Raw genomic sequence first — 23,847 nt, 5'->3', positions numbered from 1 at the left:
CTTGCACCGGTCAGATGTGGAGTTCCTGCCCCAGCGCCTTGAGCGCGGCCTCCTGAAACGCCTCGCCTTCCGTAGGATGCGCGTGGATGGTCCCGGCGATGTCTTCGAGACGCGCCCCCATTTCGAGCGCCAGCCCGAACGCCGCCGCGAGTTCCGAGACGCCCTGCCCCACGGCCTGGATGCCAAGTACCAGATGATTGTCCGCCCGGGCGACCACGCGGACGAAGCCATCCTCGCCCTGCTTGGTCATCGCCCGGCCGTTCGCGGCGAATGGAAAGAGGCCCAGCTTGACCTCGCCACCGGCCTTTTTCGCGTCATCTGGTGATGCGCCGACGGCGACGATCTCGGGATCGGTGAAGCAAACGGCGGGAATGGCCCGCTTGTCCCAAGCCCGTTTGTGGCCCGCGACGATCTCGGCCACCATCTCACCCTGGGCCATGGCGCGGTGCGCCAGCATTGGCTCGCCGGTCACGTCGCCGATGGCATAGATTCCGCGCATGGACGTCTGGCATTTCTCATCGATACGAATGAAAGGTCCTTCCATATCGAGCACCAGCTCTTCCAGTCCCCAGTCCTGCGTGACCGGCCTGCGGCCGACCGTGACGAGGACCTTGTCGGCCGGCAGGGAAGTTTCCGAACCATCCTCCGCCTCGACTGACAATGCACCGCCCGCCTTCGCCAGGCCGCGCGCCTTGGCGCCGGTTATCACGTCGATACCGAGGGCTTTCAATCTCTTGGCGACGGGCCGGGTCAGTTCAGCATCGTATTGCGGCAGGATACGCTCTTGAGCCTCGACGACGCTGACCTTCGCGCCCATCTTGGCGAAGGCGGTCCCGAGCTCGAGGCCGATATAACCGCCTCCGACGACGACGAGGCGGTCAGGCACGGCGGCCAGCGACAGCGCCTCCGTTGAGGAAATGACGGGACCCCCGAACGGCAGGAACGGCAGCTCGACCGGTGCCGAGCCGGTCGCGATCACCACGTTCTCGGCCCAGATGACCTGGCGGCCGGTTTCCGTCTCCACCTCGACCGTTTTCCCGTCGCGGAAACGTGCCCGGCCTTGCACCACCTTGACCTTCGCGCGCTTGAGCAGGCTCGACACGCCGCCGGTGAGACGGCCGACGATGCCGTCCTTCCAGGCGATTGTCTGGGAGAGATCGATTTCGGGCGCTGTCGTTGTGATCCCGAGCGCATTTCGCCCATTGGCGAGGTGAGCGATCCTGTCGAATTCCTCCGCCGCATGAATGAGCGCCTTGGAGGGGATGCAGCCGATATTGAGGCAGGTGCCGCCGGGCTTGGCCATCTCGACGATCACCGTATCGATGCCGAGCTGCCCGGCACGGATGGCACAGACATAGCCTCCGGGACCGGCGCCGATGACGAGGAGCTTGCAGGAAATGTCCTTCATCGGTCAGGCCTCTACGAAGATCATGGCAGGTGTCTCAAGGAGCGTCTTGATGCGCTGCACGAAGACCGCCGCATCCCAGCCGTCGATGATCCGGTGATCGAAGCTGGAGGACAGGTTCATCATCTTGCGCGGAACGAAGGTCGATCCATCCCAGACCGGCCGGATCATCATCTTGTTGACGCCGACGATGGCGACCTCAGGATAATTGATCACCGGCGTCGTCACGATGCCGCCCATGGCACCGAGCGAGGTGATGGTGATTGTCGATCCGCTCAGCTCCTCACGGGAGGCCAATCCGGCTTTGGCAGCTTCCGCAAGTCGGTTCAGCTCGGCGGCGCAATCCCAGAGATCGCGTGCCTCCGCATGCTTCACCACGGGCACCATGAGGCCCGACCCTGTCTGCGTCGCAATGCCGATATGCACGCCGCCGTGCTGATGCACGATTCCGGCGTCATCATCGTAGATGGAATTCAGGTGCGGCTGCTCCGCGATAGCCTTCACCATGGCGCGCATGAGGAACGGCAGCAGCGTCAGCTTCGGCCGGTCGGACCGCCTGTTCGCATTGAGCGCGGCACGCAGGTCCTCGAGCGCGGTGACGTCGACCTCCTCGACATAGGTGATGTGCGGGATGCGCGATTTCGCCAGCGCCATCTTCTCCGCGATCTTGCGGCGCAGCCCGATAACCTTGACGTGCTCCACGGACGTGTTCTGAGCGAGGCCCGGCGCCTTGGCGACCTGCCGCCCGTGGGTGAAGAAAGCGTCCAAGTCCTCATGGGTGATCCGCCCCGAAGGACCGGAGCCCGGAACCTGCCGCAGATCGACTCCAGCCTCGCGCGCTCTCAGCCGGACGGCTGGCGAGGCGATCGGTCTCTCACCTTCTGCGCGCGCAACCGGCGGCCGGTGCAGTCTGACGGGAGGGCTCTGCGGCACCTCGGGCGGACGCGACGGCGGAGCGCTTTTTCCCTGCCGCTCGACGATGGCTTCCGAGGTCTTCACAGCACCATCCGCCTGAGCCTCGATGTCCTTAGGCCGGGCGGGGGGCTCGGCCGCCTTCTCGTCCCGCCCGTCGGGAGCGATGCTGTCCTCTCCCTCCACTTTCAGGCGGATCAGGGGCGAGCCGATCGCCACCACGTCACCGATTTCCGCGCCGAGCCACACGACCTCCCCGTCGACGGGCGAGGGAATTTCGACGGTCGCCTTGTCGGTCATGACGGCTGCCAGGATCGCGTCTTCCCGGACGAGGTCGCCGACCTTCACATGCCATTCGACGAGTTCCGCCTCGGCAATGCCTTCACCGACATCGGGCATCTTGATCATGTGCTCGCCCATGTCAGGTCTCCATCGTCTCAACCAGAGCGCGTCCGACGCGGGCCGGCCCCGGGAAGTAGTCCCATTCCTGGGCATGAGGATAAGGCGTGTCCCAGCCCGTCACGCGGACGACCGGCGCTTCCAGATGGAAGAAGCAGGCTTCCTGGACGAGGGCAGACAGTTCGGCGCCGAAGCCGGATGTGAGCGTCGCCTCGTGAACGACGACGCAGCGCCCGGTCTTGCGGACCGATGAGGCAATCGTCTCCATGTCGAGCGGCAGCAGGGTGCGCAGGTCGATGATCTCTGCATCGACGCCGGTCTCGGCGACCGCCGCCTGCGCGACATAGACCATCGTTCCGTAGGCCAGCACGGTCACGGCCGATCCCTCGCGCACGATCGAGGCCTTGCCGAGCGGCAGGCTGAAATGCCCGCTCGGCACTTCGCTCAGCTCATGCTTGGACCAAGGGGTGATCGGACGGTCGTGATGACCGTCGAAGGGGCCGTTGTAGAGCCGCTTGGGTTCCAGGAAGATCACCGGATCCGGATCCTCGATTGCGGCGATCAGTAGCCCCTTGGCGTCGTAAGGATTGGAAGGAACCACCGTTTTCAGCCCCGACACGTGGGTGAAAAGCGCTTCCGGGCTCTGGCTGTGCGTCTGCCCGCCGAAGATGCCGCCGCCGGTGGGCATGCGCACCACCATCGGACAGGTGAATTCCCCGTTCGACCGGTATCGAAGCCGGGCCGCCTCGGACACGATCTGGTCGTAGGCGGGATACATGTAATCGGCGAACTGGATCTCGACGCAGGGTCGCAGACCGTAGGTCGCCATGCCGATGGCGGTTCCGACAATGCCGGCCTCGTTGATCGGCGCGTCGAAGCAGCGGGTTCTGCCGTATTTCTGCTGAAGGCCCGCCGTGCAGCGGAAGACGCCGCCGAAATAGCCGACATCCTCGCCGAAGACCACGACCTTCGCGTCGCGTGCCATCATCACGTCCATCGCGTCGCGGATGGCCTCGATCATCGTCATGCGCGCCATGGATCAGACCCCCGCCTGCTGACGCTGCCGCCGCAGATGCGGCGGCATCTCGGCATAGACGCCGTCGAACATTTCGCGCGCAGACGGCTTGGCGCCCGCGTGAAGCGTGCCGTAGCTCTCCGCCTCCTTCTGAGCGGCGATCACCGTGTCGAGGATTTCAGCCTCGGCCTGCTTGTGCCGCTCGTCCGACCAGGCTCCGCGCAGGATCAGATGATTCTTCAGCCGCATGATCGGATCGCCGAGCGGCCAGGCGTCGGATTCCGTCTTCGGACGATAGGCCGATGGATCGTCGGACGTGGAATGCGCACCGACCCGATAGGTGACGTATTCGATCAGCGTCGGGCCGAGATTGCGCCGGGCGCGCTCCGCTGCCCATTTCGCAACCGCATAGACAGCAAGATAATCGTTGCCGTCGACCCGAAGCGAGGGAATGCCGAAGCCGAGCCCACGGGCAGCAAACGTCCCTGCCCCGCCCCGGGCGATGCCCTGGAAGGTGGAGATCGCCCATTGGTTGTTGACGATGTTGAGAATGACCGGCGCCTTGTAGGTCGAGGCGAAGACGAGAGCGGCGTGAAAGTCCGATTCCGCCGTCGAGCCGTCGCCGATCCAGGCGGCTGCGATCTTGGTGTCGTTGCAGATCGCCGAGGCCATGGCCCAGCCGACGGCCTGCACATATTGCGTCGCGAGATTGCCGGAGATCGTGAAGAAGCCGTGCTCCTTCGAGGAATACATGACCGGCAGCTGGCGGCCCTTCAGCGGATCGCGGGAATTGGAATAGATCTGGCACATCATGTCGACCATCGGGTATCCGCCTGCGATCAGCAGGCCCGCCTGCCGATAGGTCGGAAAATTCATGTCCCCCGGCGACAGGGCCATGCGGAAGGCGCAGCTGACGGCCTCCTCGCCCAGATGCTGCATGTAGAAGGACGTCTTGCCCTGGCGCTGGGCGATCAGCATCCTGGCATCGAAGGTGCGCAGCGTCATCATGTGGCGCATACCCGCGATCAGTTCCTCGTCGCTCAACAGCCCGGCCCATGGGCCGACCGCCTCCCCGTTGCGGTTGAGGACCCGGATGATGGAGAAGGCGAGATCGCGCACGGTTTCCGGATCGACGTCGATCTCCGGCCTGGGCACGGCGCCGGCCTTCGGAATCTTCACATTCGAGAAATCGGGCGTTCCTCCCGGCCGAACGGCCGGTTCCGGCACATGAAGGGTCAGCTTTCCGTCAGTGGTCATGGTCTTTCGCACTCCTGCCCTAAGAACTAGGAACGAAACACCATCCGGCCATAGGCTCGGCCGTTCTTATCCGCAAGCAATCTTTCTGCGCCTTCATGCGCCGTGCAATCGAGACCCGGCAGGGTATGGCTACGGCTTCACACTGGCCAGGATCTCTCCGACCGTGATCTCGGGCTCGCCCTGGATCAGGTCGGCCAGGCTGGCACGGATCCAGGCCATGGCCTTCTCGTTGGAGGCAAGGGCGGCCTCCCGGCTATCGAACAGGGTGATCGATCCGCCGACGCCGTTGCCGCTATCGAAGACATGGTAGCTCACGAAACCCGGAGATTTCCGCAGGATCTCGCCGATCCCGCTTTCGGCCCGACGCGCAGCCTCCGTCACGGATCGCATGTGGTCGAATTTCCGAATGACGACATACATCGATGCCTCCCTTCGCAGCCGACGATCGCAACCCTAAAAGTTCCCATAAGGACGCCTGAATCTTGAAGCAGGCGGATCCCGCTATCGTGTCCGGCGTCTCTCTGCATTTGTCCCGTCGGGCGCGTGGTAGAGTCGATACAGCTCGAAAGCTGCAATCGCGACGATGCAGAAGCCGACGATGACGTGAATCCATCGCGCAGCGGGCACGTCGTCGAACCAAAGCATCCAAGGGGCGCCGATGATCCAAAGGCCGGCAATCACATTGAGCCATTCCTCCCAGTCGTGCGTGTGGAGCACGGCCAGGAGCGCGAGCAGGATCACGATGCCGCCGCTGAGCCGTGCGTTCAGGCTTGCCCAGGCCTCGTGACCGAAACCGAACAGCCACGGCGCTGCAAACAGGATGGCTCCGAGCGCCACATTGACCGAGTTGATGGCCATGTCGGAACGGTTGTTGACGATATTCACCGACGCCTCCTCTCGACGAACCATGTCACACGAGCGGAACCGGATGCTTGCTGTCATCCGCACCTAATGTGCCATCAGGACCGGCAGTTCGGCATGGGCAAGGATATAGCTCGTGGCTCCGCCGAAGATCATCTGCCTCAGGCGGCTCTGGGTATAGGCACCCTTGACGAGCAGATCCGCGCGGAAGCCTGCCGCCTCCTCCAGAATCGCCTCGCCCGGGTTGCGTGTGTTCAGCCTGCGTGTCACGGCCTCGGCCCTGACGCCGCCTCGGGAGAGGCGCAACGCCAGTTCCGCGCCGCTCGGGCCGTCCATATTCCAGCCGTCCAGGGTCAGCACGATGACGCGCTCGGCCCTTTCCAGGATGGGCATCCCGAGCGCGACCGACCGGGCCGTCTCCGTGCTCGCGTTCCAGGCGATCACGACCGTCTCGCCGATGGTCGCCGGTAATCGGGGCGGCACGATCAGGACCGGCCGCCCGCCCTCGAACAAAGCAGCCTCGAGAGCGCTCTGGCGCGGCGGCTCATCCTGCGATCCGGGTCGTCCGAGAACGATAAGATCGAAGACCCTGCCAAAGCTTCCGATGGAACTGTCCCCGAACAGCCGAGGACCGACCCAGCTGCACGAAGGGTCGTTCGGCCCCTTGCCTTCCCGGGGCACGGCACAGGAGGCCATGAACTCCTCGAACAATTGCCGGGAGCGCTCGATAAGCTCGCGCTGCTCCTTCTCGCTCAGAAGCGTCCACCCGACCGGAACGTCGAAGGCGACGATGTCCGGGATGTCTGGGCCGAGCGCAAGGCCTTCGATATGGCTCCCGAACCGACCGGCCATCAGCAAGGCGGCGTCGAGGACCGAGCGCATGAAACCGTATTGCTCGACCGGAACCAGAATGGCTTTCATGGCAACCACCTCGGCAGCCGTCTAGCGGCATCGTACGGAAAAGGTGCCCCGGTTTTCCGCTTCCAACAATGCGCCAGCCAAGAAGCGCGCATTATACTCCTGAAATACGGATCCGGCATGTAATTCTTCGCCGATCGTTTTCAGACATGAACGTTACCGAAGGCCAGTTCGCCCTCACCGACCGGCTTGTGCAAGCTGGCGTAGAGAATCCAGCCGTAGAAAACCGCCACGGTGGCGATCACGAACCACCCGGGAAGCGGACCGATGGCCGCGTTTCGAACCCATTCCCCCACCGACGTGACGAGATGAGCATCGACAGCACTCTCCTGCATCCGGATGAAGGTCGTCTTGACCAGCCAAGCGAAGAGGAGAATCAGAAACAACCAGCAATAGTTGCGCCTGAGGCGGCGCGACAGAGCTTGGCGGGTCGACGTCAGAAACAGGGGCTGCCTGAGATCTTCGCCGAGCTTCAGGATCCAGTCGTCCGTCGTGCCGTCCTGCGGCGCGAAAATCTGCGCGTAATAGTTGCGCTCCATCCGGCGCACGCGATTGCGGTACACATCGAAGAAGCGATAGCGCCGCGCCTCGATCACGAGGAGGAGCAGGACCAGGACCATGGCGAAGATCAGCACGCCATGGTGCGCAGTCGGCGTTGACAGCGAAACTGACAGCATGGCCGCGACCACCGTGATCGCCCAGTTGGTCGTCCTGTCAATCCGGTCGCGCCAGCCCGCCATGCGGGCGATCTCGGCGCGGTGATAATGCGCCATGACATTGATGAATTCGGTCGAGGTGCTGGGAAAGACCGGGGCCTTGAGGGGCGGGCGAAGATTCTGAACAACGATCTGGTCGTTCTTCGGCGGCATGGCGTTACTCCCTGCCCCCAGCGACGGTCCGACATGATCTTCGGACTGTTCGGGCGCGTCCTGTTTTCAGGATCTCGCCGCTGCGGATGGATTATAGCACCATCCGGCAGCGTTCGCAGATCCCGGTATCGGAACGCCGGCCGAAGATCCGAATGCTCAAGTCAGGGTGCAGAGCGACCTGCGAGGTTAATCCCAGACGGCATAGGGAAGTGCGTCGAGGGGGATCTTGAGATAGCGCGTGCCGTTCGCCTCCGGCGCCGGCAGGTGCCCGCCGGTGATGTTGACCTGGAGGGCGTGCAGGATCAGCTTCGGCATCGGCAGCCTCGCATCCCGCGTCTGACGCAGCGCAGCAAACTCATCCTCGCCGTGCGCCTGCGCGAGATGGACGTTTTGGGCCTTTTGGCCGGCAACCGTGCTTTCCCAGGCAGGTGGACGGCCTCCCGGCATGTAGTCATGACCCGAGAACAGGCGGGTCTCGTCCGGCAGGCTGAGAATGCGCTGGATCGTGCGCCACAGGGCTCTCGCATCCCCGCCGGGAAAGTCGCATCGAGCGGTTCCGAAATCCGGCATGAAGAGCGTGTCGTGAATGAACGCCGCATCGCCGACCACATAGGTGATGGAGGCCAGCGTATGGCCAGGAGAGAAGATGACGCGCACATCCATCCCGCCGATATGGAACGTGTCGCCATCGGCGAACAGATGGTCCCATTGAGAGCCATCCGCCTTCAGGGAATCGAGGTTGTAGATTTCCTTCCAGAGTTTCTGGACATCGACGATCCGCTCGCCGATGCCCGTCTTCGCGCCCGTTCTCTCCTTCAGATAGGCCGCGGCCGAAAGATGGTCCGCGTGCGGATGCGTGTCGAGGATCCATTCGACGGTCAGGCCCTTGTTCCGCACGACGGCCAAAAGTGCATCGGCCGACGCCGTCGCGGTGGACCCCGACTTCTCGTCGTAATCGAGGACCGGATCGATCAGCGCGCACTTTCCCGTCGCAGGATCGGAGACGACATATTGGACGCTGCAGGTCCGCTTGTCGAAGAAAGCCTCGACCTGCGGCCTGCCTCTCGGACGCTCGGCTGTCGATTGCGGGAAAGCCGCGGTACTCATCGCTCCTGCTCCCTGGAGACACAACTATGCGATTGCATCGGCTCTGAGCCGTTCTTTTCGGAGAGATGTCCCATCAACCCTGAGGATGGGGCACGATCCGGATATACGGCTTCGGCGCTTTCCAGCCCTGCGGATAAATCTTCTTCGCCTCGTCGTCCGACACCGAGCCTGCGATGATCACATCCTCGCCCTGCTTCCAGTTCGCGGGCGTCGCGACCCTGTGCTTGGCGGTCAGCTGGAGCGAGTCGATGACGCGGAGCACTTCATCGAAATTGCGGCCAGTCGTCATGGGATAGACGAGGACGAGCTTGATCTTCTTGTCGGGCCCGACGACGAAGACGTTGCGCACGGTCTGGTTGTCCGCCGGCGTCCTTCCCTCGGAGGTTCCGCCCGTGCTCGCCGGGAGCATGCCGTAGAGCTTGGAAATAGTGAGATCGGAATCGCCGATCATCGGGTAGTTGGGTGCGGTTCCTTGCGTTTCCCTGATATCGTCGGCCCACCGCGCATGGTTGGAAACGGGATCGACGCTGAGGCCGATGACCTTCACATTGCGCTGGTCGAACTCGGGCTTGATCCTTGCCATGTATCCCAGCTCCGTCGTGCAGACGGGGGTGAAGTCCTTGGGATGAGAGAAGAGCACGCACCAGGAATCGCCCATCCAGTCATGGAAGCGAATGCGCCCTTCCGTCGTCTCTGCTTCGAAATCCGGTGCAACTTCGCCGATCTGGAGTGTCATCGCATAATCTCCTGCAAGCGAAGCCCCTTCGCCGGTCGATAGGTATATACCCGAAGAAATCTGCGGTGAAGTGTCGCTTCCGAGGGAGAATGCGCCAGAATCGACCGACCGAATCCGTGTCCTCGTCGCACTCCGCCCTTCCCCTCAGGCGTGGACGAAGACCTCGGCGTGCTCGACCGAAAAGCGCCCGAGTTCTTCCATGACGGCCTCGAGATGAGTGTGGACGGCGCGGCGCGCCGCTTGGGCATCACGAGCCTCGAGCGCGCGGAAAATCTCCCGATGCTCGGCCAGCGTCACCGCGTGGCGGCGGGGCGAGGACAACAGGCGGCGGACACGGTCGATGTTGGCGCGCGAGGCGTCGATCGCGGCGGCGACGCGGGGCAGTTGCAGCCCTTGAACGAGGATCATGTGAAATTCGAGGTCCAGCCCGTAGAAGCCGGGGCGGTCGCCGCGTGAGACCGCCTCCTGCTGCGCCTCGAGGTTGGAGCGAAGGACCTGAAGGGTCTCGGGCGGCAGGCTCGTGGCGGCGATCTCGGCGACCATGCCTTCGAGAGCCTGGCGGATCAGCATGGATTCCTTGATTTCCGACAGGCGGATACGCGCGGCGCGGGAACCGCGCTGCGGCAGGATCTCGACAAGTCCCTCCGCGGCCAAGCGGGTCAGTGCCTCCGAAACGGGAAAGCGGGACACCCCGAGGGCAGCGCAGACCGCCCCCTTATCGATGAACTCGCCGGGTGCGAAATCGAGATCCACGATGGCAGCGCGCAGCGAGCGCTCCACCTGCTCGGTCGTGTTCCCACGCGGGCCCCGCTCCAGGGAAGCGAGGAAGGCGTACTTTTTTCTCTTGTCGAGCGCGTCCATTGGCCTAACATGTTAGTTGAACCGATGGGCAAGCGCCACCAGCTCGTCGGATCTCTTATGCGAGCGGAGCTGCCCGGGAACGCGCAATCCGGACCCAGAGCCGGAGCTTCGGGAGGCTTTTGGATATGATACACCATACGCGACGCTATCTGCTGGGATTGTCCGCCGCTGCCGTGCTCGCCCTGCCCACGCCTCCCGCCCATGCGCAAACGAAGCTCAGATGGGCCCATGTCTACGAGACCTCCGAGCCGTTCCATACCCAATCCATGTGGGCCGTGCAGGTGATAATCGGCCTTCTCCACCCGCCGCCGGGAGTGGTGCTCTTCGTGCTGGCACGCGTCGCTAAGCTTTCCGTCGAGCGCACCACGATCGCGATCCTTCCCTGGCTCGTCCCCTTGATGCTGGCCCTCATTGCGATCACCTACATTCCGGAATTGACACTCTGGCTGCCGCAGAAGATGGGTCTGGGACGGTGATGACGAAATCGATCAACCCATTCAATTGAAACATGTGATATTCATGAGCACTCCGCGTACGATCCGCCTTTCCCCCGATGACAACATCGTCATCGCCATCGACCTCGTGGACCAGGGCGCCGACGTCGCCGGACCGACCGCCCGCGAGCGCATCCTGCGCGGTCACAAGATGGCTGCGGTGCCGATCCGCGAGGGCGAGCCGATCCGCAAGTTCGGCCAGATCATCGGCTTCGCCGAGACGCATATCGCACCGGGCGAATGGGTGCATGAGCACAATGTCGGCCTGCACGATTTCGAGCGTGACTATGCCTTCTGCGTCGAGGCGAAGGAGGACGATCTGCTCGCGCCCGAGATGCGCGCCACCTTCCAGGGCTACCGGCGCGCCTCCGGCCGCACCGGCACCCGCAACTATATCGGCATCCTCACCTCCGTGAACTGCTCCGCATCCGTGGCGCGTTTCGCAGCGGCGGAGGTCGAGCGCTCCGGGATCCTGCGCGACTATCCCGGCATCGACGGAATCGTGGCCATCGTCCACGGCACGGGTTGCGGGCATGCGGCCTATGGCGAGGGCTTCGACATCCTGCGCCGCACCCAGTGGGGCTATGCGAGCCATCCCAATTTCGCCGGCGTGATCATGGTCGGCCTCGGCTGCGAGGTGTTCCAGATCGGACGGATGAAGCAGGAATACGGCCTGACGGAAACGGATACCTTCCGCACGCTGACCATTCAGGAGACGGGCGGCACAAGGCGCACGGTGCAGGCGATCGTCGATGCCGTGAAGAACATGCTTCCGATCGCGGCGAAGACCCAGCGCGAAACCCGTCCCGCTTCGGAACTTGTGCTGGCCCTCCAGTGCGGCGGCTCCGACGGCTATTCGGCCCTCACCGCCAACCCGGCTCTCGGCGTCGCCTCCGACCTGCTGGTGCGCCATGGCGGAACGTCCATTCTCTCCGAGACGCCGGAGATCTATGGGGCGGAACACCTGCTCACCCGGCGCGCTGCGACCCGGGAGATCGGGGAGAAGCTCGTTTCCCGGATCAAGTGGTGGGAGGACTACACCGCCCGCAACGGCGGCGAGATGAACAACAACCCGTCGCCCGGCAACAAGGCCGGCGGGCTCACCACGATCCTCGAAAAATCTCTGGGAGCGTCGGCCAAGGGCGGACGCTCGACGCTTCGTGCCGTTTATGAATATGCCGAACAGGTCAGGGATCGCGGCTTCGTCTACATGGATACGCCCGGCTACGATCCCGTGGCCGCGACCGGCCAGGTCGCAGGCGGCGCGAACCTGATCGCGTTCACCACTGGCCGCGGATCGGCCTTCGGCTGCAAGCCCGTGCCCTCCCTGAAGCTCGCCACGAATTCCGACATCTACCGCCGCATGACCGACGACATGGATATCAATTGCGGCGACATCCTCGATGGCGTCTCTCTTGAACGGAAGGGCGAGGAAATCTTCGAGATCCTGCTTCGCGTCGCATCCGGGGAACACACCAAGTCGGAGATCCTCGGCTATGGCGATCTCGAATTCGTTCCCTGGCAGGTCGGCGCGGTGATGTGATCGCGCCGGCGTCGATGCCGGCCCGCTCCTTCATGTCGTTATAATAGATCGACAGGAAAGCAGGCTATACGGCGGTCTGCGCCACATATTCCCTAAAGGAAGATTTTGTTAACGGGTTGTTAACCCTGGCAAGCCGATCATCCTGGGACCGATCCGGCAAGGGGATTGGGGACTCTCCCAAATGCGAGCGAGGCGCGGATGTACCGCCTCGTTTCGCTTTGGGATGCAGGTAATACCTTATCTTTGCGCAACAGAATATCGCAAGCCGATACTAGCGGCTCCTGACCTCGCCGGAAGTCGAATTATAGGAATTTACGCTTAGAGACGACGTCGGCTAGGCTTTCCCTTTAGTGCTGCGGCAACGACTGCAGCTAAAAGGACCGGTACTTCACCGTGAGCGGCTGAGAAAATGCAGCCATCCAGAGGTCTCACTGGATAGGTCAGTTTCAGTTAGATCCCGACATCCATACGACTGAACAGCACGTATGAGATGGCTGGGCCGAAGTCGAGATCTTCTACGCACATAGATACAGCCGCGCAACATGCCCAGATCGCGGAGCAGAATCAGCCTGAACGTGCCATGCCGGGGAAGAACTGTCGTCGGTCTGGATGCGCAGAACCACCGGCCGGTGGTAGCATGCTCCGTGGTCGCGAGGGTCACTGATCAACACGCTCATTCAGTGGCGGGCGGCCAATGAGGCGACACTTGAAAGGCTGGAACAATGGCGACACGAAAGAATCGGCTCAATGATTTCATCACGGATCGGGATCCGCCCTCTGATTATCCGGTGCAGGTGTTGTGCGAGGATCATGTCGGAACCTACCTGATCCGGTTTCCCTGCCAGCACACGGACGGGACGTGGCGAAACCAAGCAACCGGCGAGGTCATCGCAGGAACGGTCATTGGCTGGCGCGAGTTCAGCCACGACCGCCGTCGCAAGATGCTCACGCTCGGCTCCTGAACCACAGCCGCCACACCCAGCGATACGCACCGTCGCTGGGACCGGCGGATGGACAGACCCCAACGCCCGCAAGTCTCCTGAGATGTTTGTTCTATGCGGCCCCGGCTAGTCGCAGAGGACTTGCCTCACCCTCTGCGTTCAGACAACGAAGAAGTCGGCTGCCGTGAGTTTAAGGCCCTTCGATAGGGTGGCGAAAAGAACGGCCTGGCCAGCGTCGGACCCATCAGCATCGTAAAATAGAAGACCCTTGCGTGCGTCGAAGATGACAAAGTCATTGGCGTCCTTGGCATGATCACCGATAGCGAAGAAAGCTTTCTTCAGGGCCACGGGTTTCGTGGGGGAGCCTTTGCCGAGGACCTTGAAAATTGCGTTATCAAGGCAAATGTGGTCTGCCCTGATATCAAAATCTGTGATTTTGTCGGTGTTGGTGGCGCGATTGGCCTTCGTGTCAAACCAGAACCTGTCGGCCCCTAGGCCTCCACGCAGAATGTCGTTCCCATATCCGCCGATGAGAGTGTCGTCCCCCAGCAATCCCGTGAGTCGATCGGTCCCCTTACCACCGCGAAGCATATTGGCCGCGTCGTTGCCAACCAGGCGGTCGTTGCCGGATCCGCCTGTCGCGTTCTCGATCAGGGAGCGAGGATCTCCCTGGTAAAGGAGTGCATTGTTGATACTGCCACGGGCAAAATTGAAGAAGCCGCCGAGATAAGCCAGCTGGCGGTCGGATAGTGTCGACCACGCGCCTGGCCGCAAATCGATGCTCAGATTAGTGGCGTAGTTGGACAAATCGTACGTATCAAGTCCGCCGCCATCCCAGATGGTCATGAAAACCCGGTTGTCGCCCGCGTGCGGCTGCCCGACTCCATCGATAAACATCTGACCGGTTTTGGAGCCCCACCGGTAAACCGTGTCGCCGCTCCGAGTGGCGTAGTTGGCGCCGTACAGGTGCTGCAGCGCCGCGAGATCCTCCATCATCAGGGTCTGAGCATAGCCATAGGTTTCATTTTCGAGAACATTGCCCGCCCCAACATAAGACCGGTACGTTGTGACTGTGAATTCCATGGAGTCCTGTGCGAACGGCAGGGCTCCGAATCCGCCTTCTTCATGCCCATGCTTCAGGCCAAGGGCGTGGCCAATCTCATGAAGGAAACCCCAGAAAGCGTACGTACCGGGCGTTGGGCTGTCATACCAGCCGTTGGAATTGCCGAACCAGATATCGCCCCCCTCCGCCCCGTCATCGATTGTGTAGGTCCACGCGGGTTTTGGGACATCCGACATGGCAAGGCGAAGATCGGCATGAACGGAGGCCGTTTCAGTAATCTCCCGGAAGGATAAGCGGGTGGCCGCGGAGATTGCGTTGAAGACGACGCGTGCTGCCTCGATCTGAGGACCGTTCAGGGGTTCGAAATTGTTGTCCGGCTCTCCCAGACCATAACCCCGCCCGTAAAGGGACGCCTGCTGTGGGAAGCTGTACGTCAGTTCCAGGCTGTTCCATCGCATGCCGAACAGCAGACCATCGACACTCGGATTACCGGCTCTCTCCGCAAACTCAGCATAAGCCATCGCAATCCCTCGCATGTGAATGCGTGGGTAGGATCGCCTATGCCGGAGCGTCCATTATCGGCCATGACGGGGTAAGGGGCTATCCCTCCCGAGCCAGAACGTCACTTTAGGAGCACCGATTGTGTGATAGCTGTGTTGGTCGAATGACGACGCTGGATATAATTGATTATGCCGTTTGGAGAGGGTGGATCGGCCCTCGCCGCTCGGTCACGGATGCCTTTCCCGTGTAAAGGGCCCTGCGGCGAACAGTGATCGTCGGAGGACCGTCCTCAGCCGTTGGGGGTGGCGATCTCCCTGGCTTCTTCCGTCGCTGCTTTGAGACGGAAGCCTCTCGCTTCGCGCCCTAAAGCTCGTGCGCCTGAAGCTGACTCAGCAGCATTTGGCCGTATTTCGTCTTAGCGAGCTTGGTCGCCACCTCCTCGAAGCTCCAGCGATCGATCCAGCCCTGACGGTAGGCAATCTCCTCCGGCGAGGCGATCAACTGGCCCTGCCGGGACTGCAGCACGCGCACGAATTCCCCGGCTTCCAGCAGCGACTCGTGCGTGCCGGCATCGAGCCAGGTGTAGCCCCGTCCCAGCCGCTCGACATAGAGATTGCCCTGATTGAGGTAGACGTTGTTGAGGTCGGTGATCTCCAACTCGCCCCGCGGCGAGGGCTTGATGCTTTTGGCGATTTCGACCGCTTGCTCGTCGTAGAAGTACAGGCCAATCACCGCCCAGTGCGACTTCGGGGCTGCTGGCTTCTCCTCGATGGAGGTGGCACGCCCGTCCGCGTCAAAGGCGACAATCCCGTAACGCTCTGGATCCTCGACCCGGTACCCGAAGACAGTGGCACCCTCAGGCCGCTGATGGGCCTGCTGCAGCACCTCCGTCAGACCATGGCCGTAGATGAGGTTGTCACCCAGAACCAGGCAGGACGGATGCCCGCGCAGGAAGTCTTCGCCGATGATGAAGGCTTGCGCCAGACCATCAGGGCTCGGCTGCACCGCATACTCGAGGCGAATGCCCCATTGGCTCCCGGTGCCCAGCAGCCGCTTAAAGGCCGCCTGGTCCTCAGGGGTCGTGATGATCAGAATATCCTTGATTCCCGCCAGCATCAGCGACGTGAGGGGATAGTAGATCATCGGCTTGTCGTAGATCGCCAGCAGTTGCTTCGAGGTCGACAGCGTCAGCGGATGCAGGCGTGTGCCCGAGCCACCTGCGAGAATAATGCCTTTTCGGTCCATGGTGAGTCCCTCGATTTCTGTTCTGAATTACGATGTCGTTTGGCCGCGCGACAGCAGCCGCGCCACGGTTCCGTCGACGGCTGTTTCCCACGGCCGTGCCGCAAAGCCGAAGGTGCGGCCGAACATGCTGGAGTCGAGTTCCGAATTCACTGGCCGCGTAGCTGGCGTTGGATACTCCTCCGTTCGGATCGGCACGACGGACGGTGATCGGCCGGTGAAAGGCGTCTGAGCCGCCACGATCCGCGAGGCAAAACCGTGCCAGGTCGTCACTCCGGTCCCGGCCAAATGATAGGTGCCAGGCACCGCCCAGCCCTCGCCCAGAGCCTGAGCCACGGCCAGCAGCGCCCGGCCGAGATCCATTGTTGACGTGGGGCAGCCGCGTTGATCGCCGACAATGCGCAACTCATCGCGCTCGCTGGCCAGGCGAAGGATGGTCTTCAGGAAGTTCGCTCCGTGGATGCCATAGACCCACGAGGTGCGCACAATCACATGCTGCGGCAGTTGGCGACGGATCGCCTCCTCGCCGGCCAACTTGCTGCGGCCATACACACCAAGTGGCGCAACGGGGTCACTCTCACGGTAAGCGCCGCTCTGGGTGCCGTCGAAGACATAATCGGTCGAAACATGGATCAGGGGGAGGTTGGCGGCCGCGCATGCCCTAGCCAGAATCTCAGGGCCCATCGCATTGGCTTGAAAAGCCTCCTCCTCCTCGGTTTCCGCACGATCCACCTTGGTGTAGGCGCTGGCGTTGAGGACGATGCTCGGGCGGATCTCGGCCAAGGCCTGCTCCACCTGGGCCAGATCGCTGATGTCGGCCTGCGCCCGCGTCAGGGCGGCTAAGGGCACGCCTGACACGCGCGCAAGCCCGACGAGTTCCTGCCCCAGTTGCCCGCCGCTACCAAAGACCAGGATCATGCCACCTGCCCCAGGCGCTCGCCGCGGTAAACGCCTGACCGGATGCGCTCCCACCAGGGGCGGTTGTCGAGATACCAGCGCACCGTCTTGGCCAGGCCGGTCTCGAAGGTATCCTGCGGTACCCAGCCCAGTTCCCGGCCGATCTTGGTCGGGTCGATGGCATAGCGCTGGTCGTGACCAGGACGATCGCGCACGAAGGTGATCAGGTTCTGGCGCGGACCGATCCGCCCATCCGGCGTGATCTCGTCCAGGATCGCGCAGATCGCCTGGACAACCTCTAGGTTGGTCTTCTCGTTGTGCCCGCCGACATTGTAGCCCTCGCCGACTTGGCCCTCGAGGGCGATCAGAGCGAGCGCGCGGGCATGATCCTCCACGTACAGCCAATCCCGTACGTTCGAGCCGTCGCCGTAGACCGGCAGGGGCTTGCCTTCGAGCGCATTGAGAATGACCAGTGGGATCAGCTTCTCCGGGAAGTGGTACGGCCCATAGTTATTCGAGCAGTTGCTGACGACTGTTGGCAGACCGAAGGTGTGGTGCCAGGCCCGCACCAGATGGTCGGAGGCCGCCTTCGAGGCGGAGTAAGGCGAGCGCGGATCGTAGGCTGTGCTTTCGGTGAAATAGCCCTCAGCGCCGAGGGAGCCGAACACTTCATCAGTGGAGATGTGGTGGAAGCGGAAGGCGTCCTTCTCCAGGCCGGATAGGGTCTGCCAGTAGCCTAAAGCCGCCTGCAGCAGCGTGTAAGTGCCGACCACGTTAGTCTGGATGAACTCGCCCGGCCCGTCGATGGAGCGATCGACGTGGCTCTCGGCCGCCAGGTGCATGATGATGTCCGGGCGATAGGAGGTGATCACCTCCCGCATCCTGGAAGCATCCAGAATGTCGGCCCGCACAAAGCTGTAGCGTGGGTTGTTCGCGACCGGCTGGAGCGAGTCCAGGTTGCCTGCATAGGTCAGCTTGTCGAGGACGAGGACCTGATGATCGGTGTCGGCGATCAGATGACGCGCCACCGCGGAGCCAATGAAGCCGGCGCCGCCCGTGACCAGAATCCGCTGGGAGGATGTGCTTGTGGACATAGGGAGTATCAAGTCTCGTAAGTGATGGACTCGTTCAGGCAGCCGCACTCGTCGGGTCATACCGGAATGGCGAAACGAAATCTTTGAAGGCTGGCAGAATCTCGTCCTTGTCCGAGAGGATGGCTTCATCCGCGGCAAGCGGCCAGACGACGCCGAGGGTCGGATCGTTCCAGGCTAAGCCGGCATCGCAGGCCGGTGCATAGAAGCCGTCTGCCTTGTAAGCGACCTCGGTGTTCGGCTCCAGGGTGCAGTAGCCATGGGCGAAGCCGCGCGGCACAAAGATCTGCTCGCCGCCCTCGGCCGTGAGGGTCGCGCCGACCCAGCGCCCGTAGGTCGGAGAGCCCACGCGCAGATCGACGGCGACGTCGAAGATGCTTCCGCGCAGAACCCGAACAAGTTTGGCCTGCGGCTCGGGCGGTCGCTGGAAGTGCAAACCCCGCAGGGTGCCTCTTTGGGCTGAGAATGCCTGATTATCCTGAACAAACGTGATGGTGCCCAGAGGTGCTGAGAAAGCCCGCGTGTTGTAAGTTTCCGCGAACCAGCCTCTGGCATCGCCGAAGCGACGCGGCGTGATAAGCACGACATCAGGAATGTCTGTTTGCTGTACCGTTAAGTTCGACACCTGGATTGCCCCATCCGTTCGGTCAGTGAAAAGTGTTTACCCCTCGTAAACTCTGGAGTCTGTTGAAACAAGACTAACAAAGCAGCATCAAAGTGCCACATCTGATAGCAACAGGCCTCAAGTGAGAGAGCAAAACCTCATGAAGAGAGACCTCCTGTGACGAATCTGTGATTCATCGACAGATTTGATATCGCCCCAACCACTTCACGCTCGCGCGAAAACACAAGGCCGCTTGACGCCCTGAAGGAGGAACCAAGAAGCCTAACTTGCAAGCTGCCCAAGCCTTTCAATTGTGGAGGCATCACGCGCGTAGAGCGCCACATGGTGGTCGAAATTCTCCGTATCGAATGCCAGTCGTGACTTGGCGTGAGCGGACAGCGCTCCCATGTCGGCTTGGAATGCGCCCTCCACCAGCAACCTGATGACATCCGCGAGGGCACCGGGGCTGCCTGCGGAAAAAGGAAGATCAAGTTCTGGATCGACTTTCTCGGCTATGCCGCCGATATCCGCGTAGATCATCGGGCGCCCGGCGATGCGGGCCTCCTGGATGACAATCGGCGAGTTCTCCCACCAAATCGAGGGAATGACGACCCAATCGCTCTCCTGCATCAGACCGACAACGTCCTGGTTGCGATAGCCCCCCATCAGGCGCACGACATCACGCGTCTCTTCGAGCAGGCGATCGATCTTCTGCGCGAACTCGGTATCCTGGAAGTGCTTGTTTTCGCCGTGGATCCGCACGGCAAGCCTCTTGCGGATCTTCTTCGGCAACGACGCGCAGGCTTCGAGCAGCACATCGACCCCCTTGTAGGGATTAATCTGGCCGAAGAACGCAAGCGTGAGAGGACGGCTGGTCTCCACAGACACGAGCTTGCGACCCGTGGGAGCGTGGCTGCGGTGCAGAACTCCCTGATCCATGATGTTCTCGATCACGGCGATGCGCTCGGCCGGCAGACCCCAGGCGACAAACCGGTCTTTCAGGAAGCTGCTCGGAGCGACGAACGCATCGACATTGTCGAAGAACATCTTCGCAATTGACTCCCGGACGAAGAACTTGCCTGCGCTCATCCTTGGAAAACACTGGCTGCACTCGGCCGGCGAGGCTGCGTAGCAGAGCCGGCCGTTGGTCTTGATCATCTGGCCGAAATGCGCGCAGATCGCCGCGTATTCGTGGAAAGTGAAGACAACGCGCACGCCCGCCTGCTGAAACAGCTCAAAAATATCGAGGCCCCAGTAGATGAAGTGATGGACATGCACCACGTCCGGCCGCACGTGGCGGATGAGTTCCATGATCAACTGCTTCAGCAGGTCGTAGTTCTGGCTCTGGAACGTGAAGCCATCGACAGGCGGCGGGGCTACCAGAATCTCGTCGGGGCGCCCCCGGAAGCTGCCAAAGAAGGCACTGTGTCCAATAGCCTGATGTTCCGCCCGAGCGACGAAGACAGCCTTTTCAACTGTCGGGTCGGCCTTGAGCTTTTGAAACAGCGAGTAGGCTGCACGCTCTGCACCACCCGCGCCGAGATCCGGGTGTCCATGCGAAAGGACCATTACGCGCATTGTTGGTCTGCCCCTACCATTCGGTCTGCATGCTGAGTGCGAACCATCATTACACCTGGGTATCTGATGGCCCGGGAGGATGCGGCTTGGAAACTTTGAAGACACGCTTGGGCTTTGAGAGCTCCGCCTCCCAGCGCCGGTTGAACTCCGCGCAGTTCATGTAGGTCACCATAGCCCGGATGTCGTGGTCTCCGATTGCCGGGATGGACTGGCGCTCCAGGTGATACAAGCCCGGGTGCACATGAACCTGAATCTCGGCGCCCTTTTGGCGTGCCCTCAAGCACAAATCCGCATCCTCGAAATCGCCGCGCTCGAAGCGCAGGTCGAAGCCGTCGAGGTTCTGGAAGAGATCCTTCGACATTGCCATGAGCGCTGCCGTGACTGCGTGAGCAGGTCGAATTGTATCGCCCTCATAAAGCTCGAACGGCAAGCCTTTCATGGGATGATCGGCGACCAGCAGATTGCCCATGGAGGAAGATCGCGGGAACGTCATCCCGATGTGCTGGATGGTGTTGTCCTCGTAAAGAAGAGAAAAGCCGACGACGAGTTCCCGCCCTGAGCCACGCTTGCGATCTCGGATCGCTTCCGCCGCCCTGTGGAGGCCGGTGGCATCCTTCACCAGGATGTCAGAGTTCATCAGGAACAGCACGTCACCACGGGACAAGCGAACCGCAATGTTGTTGGCGCCGCCATAGCCGTAATTTGCAACATTGCGCAACAGGCGGATCGGAACCTTGAAGCCGGTACTGCGCAGGGCCACCCCATTGTAGACTTCCGACCAGATGCGGGGATCGTCGACGACCACCACCAGCTCGAAGTTATCGTCCAGGATGCGTTGCAGATAATGCACGCAGTTTAGGAAGAAGCCGTCGCCATAAAATGGAATGATCACGGAGGCGACTGGCTTATCGTTGCGTAGCGGCGGGCCGAAATCGAAGATTTGGGCCCGCATTTCGGCCTTGTCGATCGAGAGCAGATGCCGGTAGCTCCGGTCGATGTCCTCTGCCCTCAACGAGCGGATGTCGCCGAACGCCTCTCCGACGACCTTTCGTGCGAGGGCGTCATCTCTCTCGGGGGCGACCGGCACCGGACCGTGGAATGTGACCGCTGCACCGTCTGGCGCGACTTCAACGAAGTAGAGATCCTGATCCTGCACGGCGGCCGCGGGGATCACGAAGGTGAAGCCGTGCTCTTCCGAAGCCCCCGTCAACGCATGTCGGCTGTGCAGGTGTGCGTGCACGTCCGCCCGCGCGCTTCGCTTGATCGATGCGTGGTCGAGCCATGTCTCCAGATCCGCGCTGACCACATGGATGATCCGGCTGCCGAGATTGGCCATCCAGCCGCTCGCTACGAGCCCGGTGCCGGAGATAACAAGATGCTCGATCGCGAACAGATCCGGAGTTTCAAGAGGCTTGAGCGCGAGCGACGCTCCCAGGATCGCAGCGAACTCGTCCTGGCCGGATGCTTTCAGCATTGGGGCGAAGGCTGCACGGAGGTCTCCCACAAGATCGGCGGGACCAATGGAGCTCGCAGACACCATGATCGCCCGGCCTGGCCGAGACGCGTCGATTGAAACCGCGATTGAAAGTTTAGGGTTGAAGCGCTTGGCAGCCTCCTGCGGGACGGCGACAGCGAACCGCTGTGTGTGCGGCAGGTTCGGCTCGGCCGTTAGAGCCGCCGCCATTTTGCGCTGGGTCTTCACACGCTTCTCACCGCCCGTCCCTCCGCCGCCGGCGGGTCCGATTGCGATCCACTCGCCCCGCGCTACTGTGGAGATGACATCCCCTTGAACCAGTTTGAGGCGCACAGTGTCATCGAGTGTGGCCCCGGCGGGAACGTGCACGATAACAGCCAAGCTCCCTCGCAATGAGATCAGCCGTTCGACGCTAACGCGCAAGCCACCTGCGGCTGAGAGTGTTGCGGTTTTCACGAAAAGCTGCCCCAGAGTTCGCTTGCTGTACTGATAGAATTTTGTAGTGTTTTGAAGAACAGACTGACATTCGTCAAGGAGATCGACTGTCACAGGAGTGTGCTGTGGCCGACCGGCTCTTGGTTCATCTGATTATCAACGATGCTCTCCTATGCCCGATCGCCGACAGACTTCTATGCTATACCGTTGACAGGGACGGCCCCTGGATGAGAACTCCGACAGACATAAGGTCGCAAGAAAAGGCCACACCCGGGCAGTCAGCCGTCTGATCAAGGGAAACAAAGATTGACGACGCGTGAGAGTCAGTCTCGTTCTGTTGCTCCGATCACCGATCTGCTACACCCTGCCCCATGAATCTCCTTCTCATTCACCCCAACTTCCCCGGTCAGTTCAAGCTGCTCGCCAAGGAGCTTGCGGCGCGGGACGATTGGCGGGTTGTCGGGATTGGCAACGGGGAGCGCAGCCAGGCTGAGGCGAGCCGGCTGAGCTATCGCGCCTACGAGCATTCGACAGGTCCGGTCGAGCCGGTCTTCCCGCTGGCTCAGGACTTCGGCGAGCACGCGCGCCGCGGCCGGACCGTCGCGGATCTCGCTGCGTCATTGCGGGACAAAGGCTTCAGGCCCGATGTCATTCTGGCTCATCCGGGTTGGGGCGATGCCCTGTTCGTGCCCGAAATTTTCCCCGAGGCTCGAGTCATCGCCTATCTGGAATATTTTTATCGCGCTCGGAACAGCGACCTTGACTTCGATCAGGAACTTGCCGTCAAGAGCCTCGATCTCCGGCACGTGCCCCTGCGCAACACCACCAACCTCATGGCCTTCGCGGCCGCGTCGCGGTGCATCACTCCGACCCAATGGCAGGCCAGTCTGTTTCCACCACCAATTCGATCGCAGCTCGAGATCATCCATGAGGGGATCGACACCACACTCCTGGCGCCGAACCCCGCGGCGTCATTTCAGCTGTCGACCGGTGTGACACTCACCAAGACCGACGAGGTGGTCACCTACGTGTCACGCTCGCTCGAGCCCTATCGCGGCTTTCACGTCTTCATGCGGGCCCTGCCCGAACTTCTCCGACAGCGGCCTGAAGCACAGGTCCTGCTCGTCGGCCGGGAAGAGGTCAGCTATGGCCAGAAGCACCCCAGTGGCCAATCCTGGAAGGCGGCAATGATGAACGAGGTCGGGGACGATCTTGATCTCAGCCGCGTGCATTTTCTCGGCAAGCTGGCCTATGCCGATTACCTCACCCTGCTGCAGATTTCGTCCGTTCACGTCTACCTGACCTACCCCTTTGTCCTGTCATGGTCGTTCCTAGAGGCCATGGCATGCGGTTGCACGATACTAGGCTCCGCCACAGGCCCGGTGCTTGAGGTTTTGGACGATGGCAAGAATGGCCGCACCGTCGACTTTTTCGACCAGGCCGCGCTCGTGAGGACGGTGTGCGAGCTGCTGGATGACCCGGGCCAGCGACAGCGGCTGTCGCTGGCGGCACGGGAGACCGTGGTGGAGCGCTACGACTTCAGGACACGAGCCCTCCCGCGTTACCTCGACCTGCTGGCCTCCTGATCGCATGAAAAAGGCGGGCCTTAGGTTCGGCCCGCCTTGCGCTTGCAGGTTTGGAGCC

General features: G+C 62.0%; 20 protein-coding genes and 2 pseudogenes. 4 read left to right on the top strand and 18 right to left on the bottom strand.

Annotation, left to right across the window (positions count from 1 at the left end):
• Nucleotides 1–10: 10 nt before the first annotated feature.
• The 11 genes and pseudogenes from lpdA to BB934_RS16180 form a co-directional block, all read right to left on the bottom strand.
• Complete coding sequence (gene lpdA / locus BB934_RS16230; RefSeq protein ID WP_099510565.1) at nt 11–1,408, bottom strand: dihydrolipoyl dehydrogenase; 1,398 nt, start codon at nt 1,406–1,408, stop codon at nt 11–13.
• Between the two features lie 3 nt (nt 1,409–1,411).
• Nucleotides 1,412–2,737 carry a dihydrolipoamide acetyltransferase family protein gene (locus BB934_RS16225; RefSeq protein WP_099510564.1) on the bottom strand — a complete coding sequence of 442 codons (1,326 nt, stop codon included), beginning with the start codon at nt 2,735–2,737 and terminating at the stop codon, nt 1,412–1,414.
• Nucleotide 2,738: 1 nt separating this feature from the next.
• On the bottom strand, nt 2,739–3,752 hold the full coding sequence (locus BB934_RS16220) for an alpha-ketoacid dehydrogenase subunit beta (RefSeq protein WP_099510563.1): 1,014 nt from the start codon (nt 3,750–3,752) through the stop codon (nt 2,739–2,741).
• A 3-nt stretch (nt 3,753–3,755) separates the two neighbouring features.
• Complete coding sequence (locus BB934_RS16215) at nt 3,756–4,988, bottom strand: 3-methyl-2-oxobutanoate dehydrogenase (2-methylpropanoyl-transferring) subunit alpha (protein WP_099510562.1); 1,233 nt, start codon at nt 4,986–4,988, stop codon at nt 3,756–3,758.
• Nucleotides 4,989–5,117: 129 nt separating this feature from the next.
• Nucleotides 5,118–5,408 (bottom strand): hypothetical protein, encoded by a 291-nt coding sequence (locus tag BB934_RS16210; RefSeq protein WP_099510561.1) that lies wholly within the window; start codon nt 5,406–5,408, stop codon nt 5,118–5,120.
• Between the two features lie 81 nt (nt 5,409–5,489).
• Nucleotides 5,490–5,873, bottom strand: coding sequence for an SPW repeat protein (locus BB934_RS16205; protein ID WP_162299168.1), 384 nt, complete (start codon nt 5,871–5,873; stop codon nt 5,490–5,492).
• Between the two features lie 63 nt (nt 5,874–5,936).
• Nucleotides 5,937–6,770: a universal stress protein gene (locus BB934_RS16200; protein ID WP_099510559.1), complete on the bottom strand. Its 834-nt coding sequence runs from the start codon at nt 6,768–6,770 to the stop codon at nt 5,937–5,939.
• Nucleotides 6,771–6,910: 140 nt separating this feature from the next.
• A complete protein-coding gene (locus BB934_RS16195) occupies nt 6,911–7,636 on the bottom strand; it encodes a DUF2270 domain-containing protein (protein ID WP_099510558.1) in 726 nt (241 codons plus the stop codon).
• Nucleotides 7,637–7,822: 186 nt separating this feature from the next.
• Nucleotides 7,823–8,695 (bottom strand): annotated as a pseudogene (locus tag BB934_RS16190) (MBL fold metallo-hydrolase); the annotation flags it as partial.
• 121 nt (nt 8,696–8,816) lie between these two features.
• The gene (locus BB934_RS16185; RefSeq protein ID WP_099510556.1) at nt 8,817–9,479 is read right to left on the bottom strand and encodes a peroxiredoxin; all 663 of its coding nucleotides are present in this window, start codon (nt 9,477–9,479) and stop codon (nt 8,817–8,819) included.
• Between the two features lie 144 nt (nt 9,480–9,623).
• Nucleotides 9,624–10,340, bottom strand: a complete 717-nt coding sequence (locus BB934_RS16180) for a GntR family transcriptional regulator (RefSeq protein ID WP_099510555.1) — start codon at nt 10,338–10,340, stop codon at nt 9,624–9,626.
• A gap of 284 nt (nt 10,341–10,624) precedes the next feature.
• Here BB934_RS16180 and BB934_RS48700 point away from each other — a divergent pair.
• The 3 genes and pseudogenes from BB934_RS48700 to BB934_RS16165 form a co-directional block, all read left to right on the top strand.
• Nucleotides 10,625–10,816, top strand: a pseudogene (locus BB934_RS48700) (TRAP transporter large permease subunit); the annotation flags it as partial.
• Between the two features lie 43 nt (nt 10,817–10,859).
• Nucleotides 10,860–12,377: a UxaA family hydrolase gene (locus BB934_RS16170; protein WP_099510553.1), complete on the top strand. Its 1,518-nt coding sequence runs from the start codon at nt 10,860–10,862 to the stop codon at nt 12,375–12,377.
• Between the two features lie 722 nt (nt 12,378–13,099).
• Nucleotides 13,100–13,339: a hypothetical protein gene (locus BB934_RS16165; protein WP_099510552.1), complete on the top strand. Its 240-nt coding sequence runs from the start codon at nt 13,100–13,102 to the stop codon at nt 13,337–13,339.
• A 138-nt stretch (nt 13,340–13,477) separates the two neighbouring features.
• Here BB934_RS16165 and BB934_RS16160 read toward each other — a convergent pair whose 3' ends face one another.
• From BB934_RS16160 to BB934_RS16130, 7 genes are all read right to left on the bottom strand, one after another.
• A complete protein-coding gene (locus BB934_RS16160; protein ID WP_157934200.1) occupies nt 13,478–14,902 on the bottom strand; it encodes a M10 family metallopeptidase in 1,425 nt (474 codons plus the stop codon).
• A gap of 343 nt (nt 14,903–15,245) precedes the next feature.
• Nucleotides 15,246–16,127: a glucose-1-phosphate thymidylyltransferase RfbA gene (rfbA, locus tag BB934_RS16155; RefSeq protein WP_099510550.1), complete on the bottom strand. Its 882-nt coding sequence runs from the start codon at nt 16,125–16,127 to the stop codon at nt 15,246–15,248.
• 27 nt (nt 16,128–16,154) lie between these two features.
• A complete protein-coding gene (gene rfbD / locus BB934_RS16150) occupies nt 16,155–17,042 on the bottom strand; it encodes a dTDP-4-dehydrorhamnose reductase (protein WP_099510549.1) in 888 nt (295 codons plus the stop codon).
• Nucleotides 17,039–18,115, bottom strand: a complete 1,077-nt coding sequence (gene rfbB / locus BB934_RS16145) for a dTDP-glucose 4,6-dehydratase (protein WP_099510548.1) — start codon at nt 18,113–18,115, stop codon at nt 17,039–17,041. Before rfbB ends, rfbD begins: the two co-directional genes overlap by 4 nt.
• A gap of 34 nt (nt 18,116–18,149) precedes the next feature.
• On the bottom strand, nt 18,150–18,737 hold the full coding sequence (gene rfbC / locus BB934_RS16140) for a dTDP-4-dehydrorhamnose 3,5-epimerase (RefSeq protein ID WP_099510547.1): 588 nt from the start codon (nt 18,735–18,737) through the stop codon (nt 18,150–18,152).
• A gap of 261 nt (nt 18,738–18,998) precedes the next feature.
• Nucleotides 18,999–20,399, bottom strand: a complete 1,401-nt coding sequence (locus tag BB934_RS16135; protein ID WP_157934199.1) for a glycosyltransferase family 4 protein — start codon at nt 20,397–20,399, stop codon at nt 18,999–19,001.
• Entirely contained in the window at nt 20,344–22,149 is a 1,806-nt protein-coding gene (locus BB934_RS16130; RefSeq protein WP_099510545.1) for a glycosyltransferase, read from the bottom strand. The genes BB934_RS16135 and BB934_RS16130 overlap by 56 nt, the downstream gene beginning before the upstream one ends.
• Nucleotides 22,150–22,574: 425 nt before the next feature.
• Here BB934_RS16130 and BB934_RS16125 point away from each other — a divergent pair, with 425 nt between their 5' ends.
• Nucleotides 22,575–23,789: a glycosyltransferase gene (locus tag BB934_RS16125; RefSeq protein ID WP_099510544.1), complete on the top strand. Its 1,215-nt coding sequence runs from the start codon at nt 22,575–22,577 to the stop codon at nt 23,787–23,789.
• Nucleotides 23,790–23,847: the final 58 nt, after the last annotated feature.

The sequence above is a fragment of the Microvirga ossetica genome (assembly GCF_002741015.1).
In the GTDB taxonomy this organism is placed as follows: Bacteria; Pseudomonadota; Alphaproteobacteria; order Rhizobiales; family Beijerinckiaceae; genus Microvirga; species Microvirga ossetica.
This window is presented reverse-complemented; position numbering and strand designations above follow the sequence as displayed.

Excerpts from the sequence above, each read along its gene's own strand:
- BB934_RS16165 (WP_099510552.1), top strand. The coding sequence starts at position 13,100 with ATGGCGACACGAAAGAATCGGCTCAATGATTTCATCACGGATCGGGAT.
- rfbB (WP_099510548.1), bottom strand. The coding sequence starts at position 18,115 with ATGTCCACAAGCACATCCTCCCAGCGGATTCTGGTCACGGGCGGCGCC.
- lpdA (WP_099510565.1), bottom strand. The coding sequence starts at position 1,408 with ATGAAGGACATTTCCTGCAAGCTCCTCGTCATCGGCGCCGGTCCCGGA.
- BB934_RS16225 (WP_099510564.1), bottom strand. The coding sequence starts at position 2,737 with ATGGGCGAGCACATGATCAAGATGCCCGATGTCGGTGAAGGCATTGCC.
- BB934_RS16210 (WP_099510561.1), bottom strand. The coding sequence starts at position 5,408 with ATGTATGTCGTCATTCGGAAATTCGACCACATGCGATCCGTGACGGAG.
- BB934_RS16195 (WP_099510558.1), bottom strand. The coding sequence starts at position 7,636 with ATGCCGCCGAAGAACGACCAGATCGTTGTTCAGAATCTTCGCCCGCCC.
- rfbD (WP_099510549.1), bottom strand. The coding sequence starts at position 17,042 with ATGATCCTGGTCTTTGGTAGCGGCGGGCAACTGGGGCAGGAACTCGTC.
- rfbA (WP_099510550.1), bottom strand. The coding sequence starts at position 16,127 with ATGGACCGAAAAGGCATTATTCTCGCAGGTGGCTCGGGCACACGCCTG.
- BB934_RS16160 (WP_157934200.1), bottom strand. The coding sequence starts at position 14,902 with ATGGCTTATGCTGAGTTTGCGGAGAGAGCCGGTAATCCGAGTGTCGAT.
- BB934_RS16180 (WP_099510555.1), bottom strand. The coding sequence starts at position 10,340 with ATGGACGCGCTCGACAAGAGAAAAAAGTACGCCTTCCTCGCTTCCCTG.
- BB934_RS16125 (WP_099510544.1), top strand. The coding sequence starts at position 22,575 with ATGAATCTCCTTCTCATTCACCCCAACTTCCCCGGTCAGTTCAAGCTG.
- BB934_RS16185 (WP_099510556.1), bottom strand. The coding sequence starts at position 9,479 with ATGACACTCCAGATCGGCGAAGTTGCACCGGATTTCGAAGCAGAGACG.
- BB934_RS16215 (WP_099510562.1), bottom strand. The coding sequence starts at position 4,988 with ATGACCACTGACGGAAAGCTGACCCTTCATGTGCCGGAACCGGCCGTT.
- BB934_RS16220 (WP_099510563.1), bottom strand. The coding sequence starts at position 3,752 with ATGGCGCGCATGACGATGATCGAGGCCATCCGCGACGCGATGGACGTG.
- BB934_RS16170 (WP_099510553.1), top strand. The coding sequence starts at position 10,860 with ATGAGCACTCCGCGTACGATCCGCCTTTCCCCCGATGACAACATCGTC.
- BB934_RS16200 (WP_099510559.1), bottom strand. The coding sequence starts at position 6,770 with ATGAAAGCCATTCTGGTTCCGGTCGAGCAATACGGTTTCATGCGCTCG.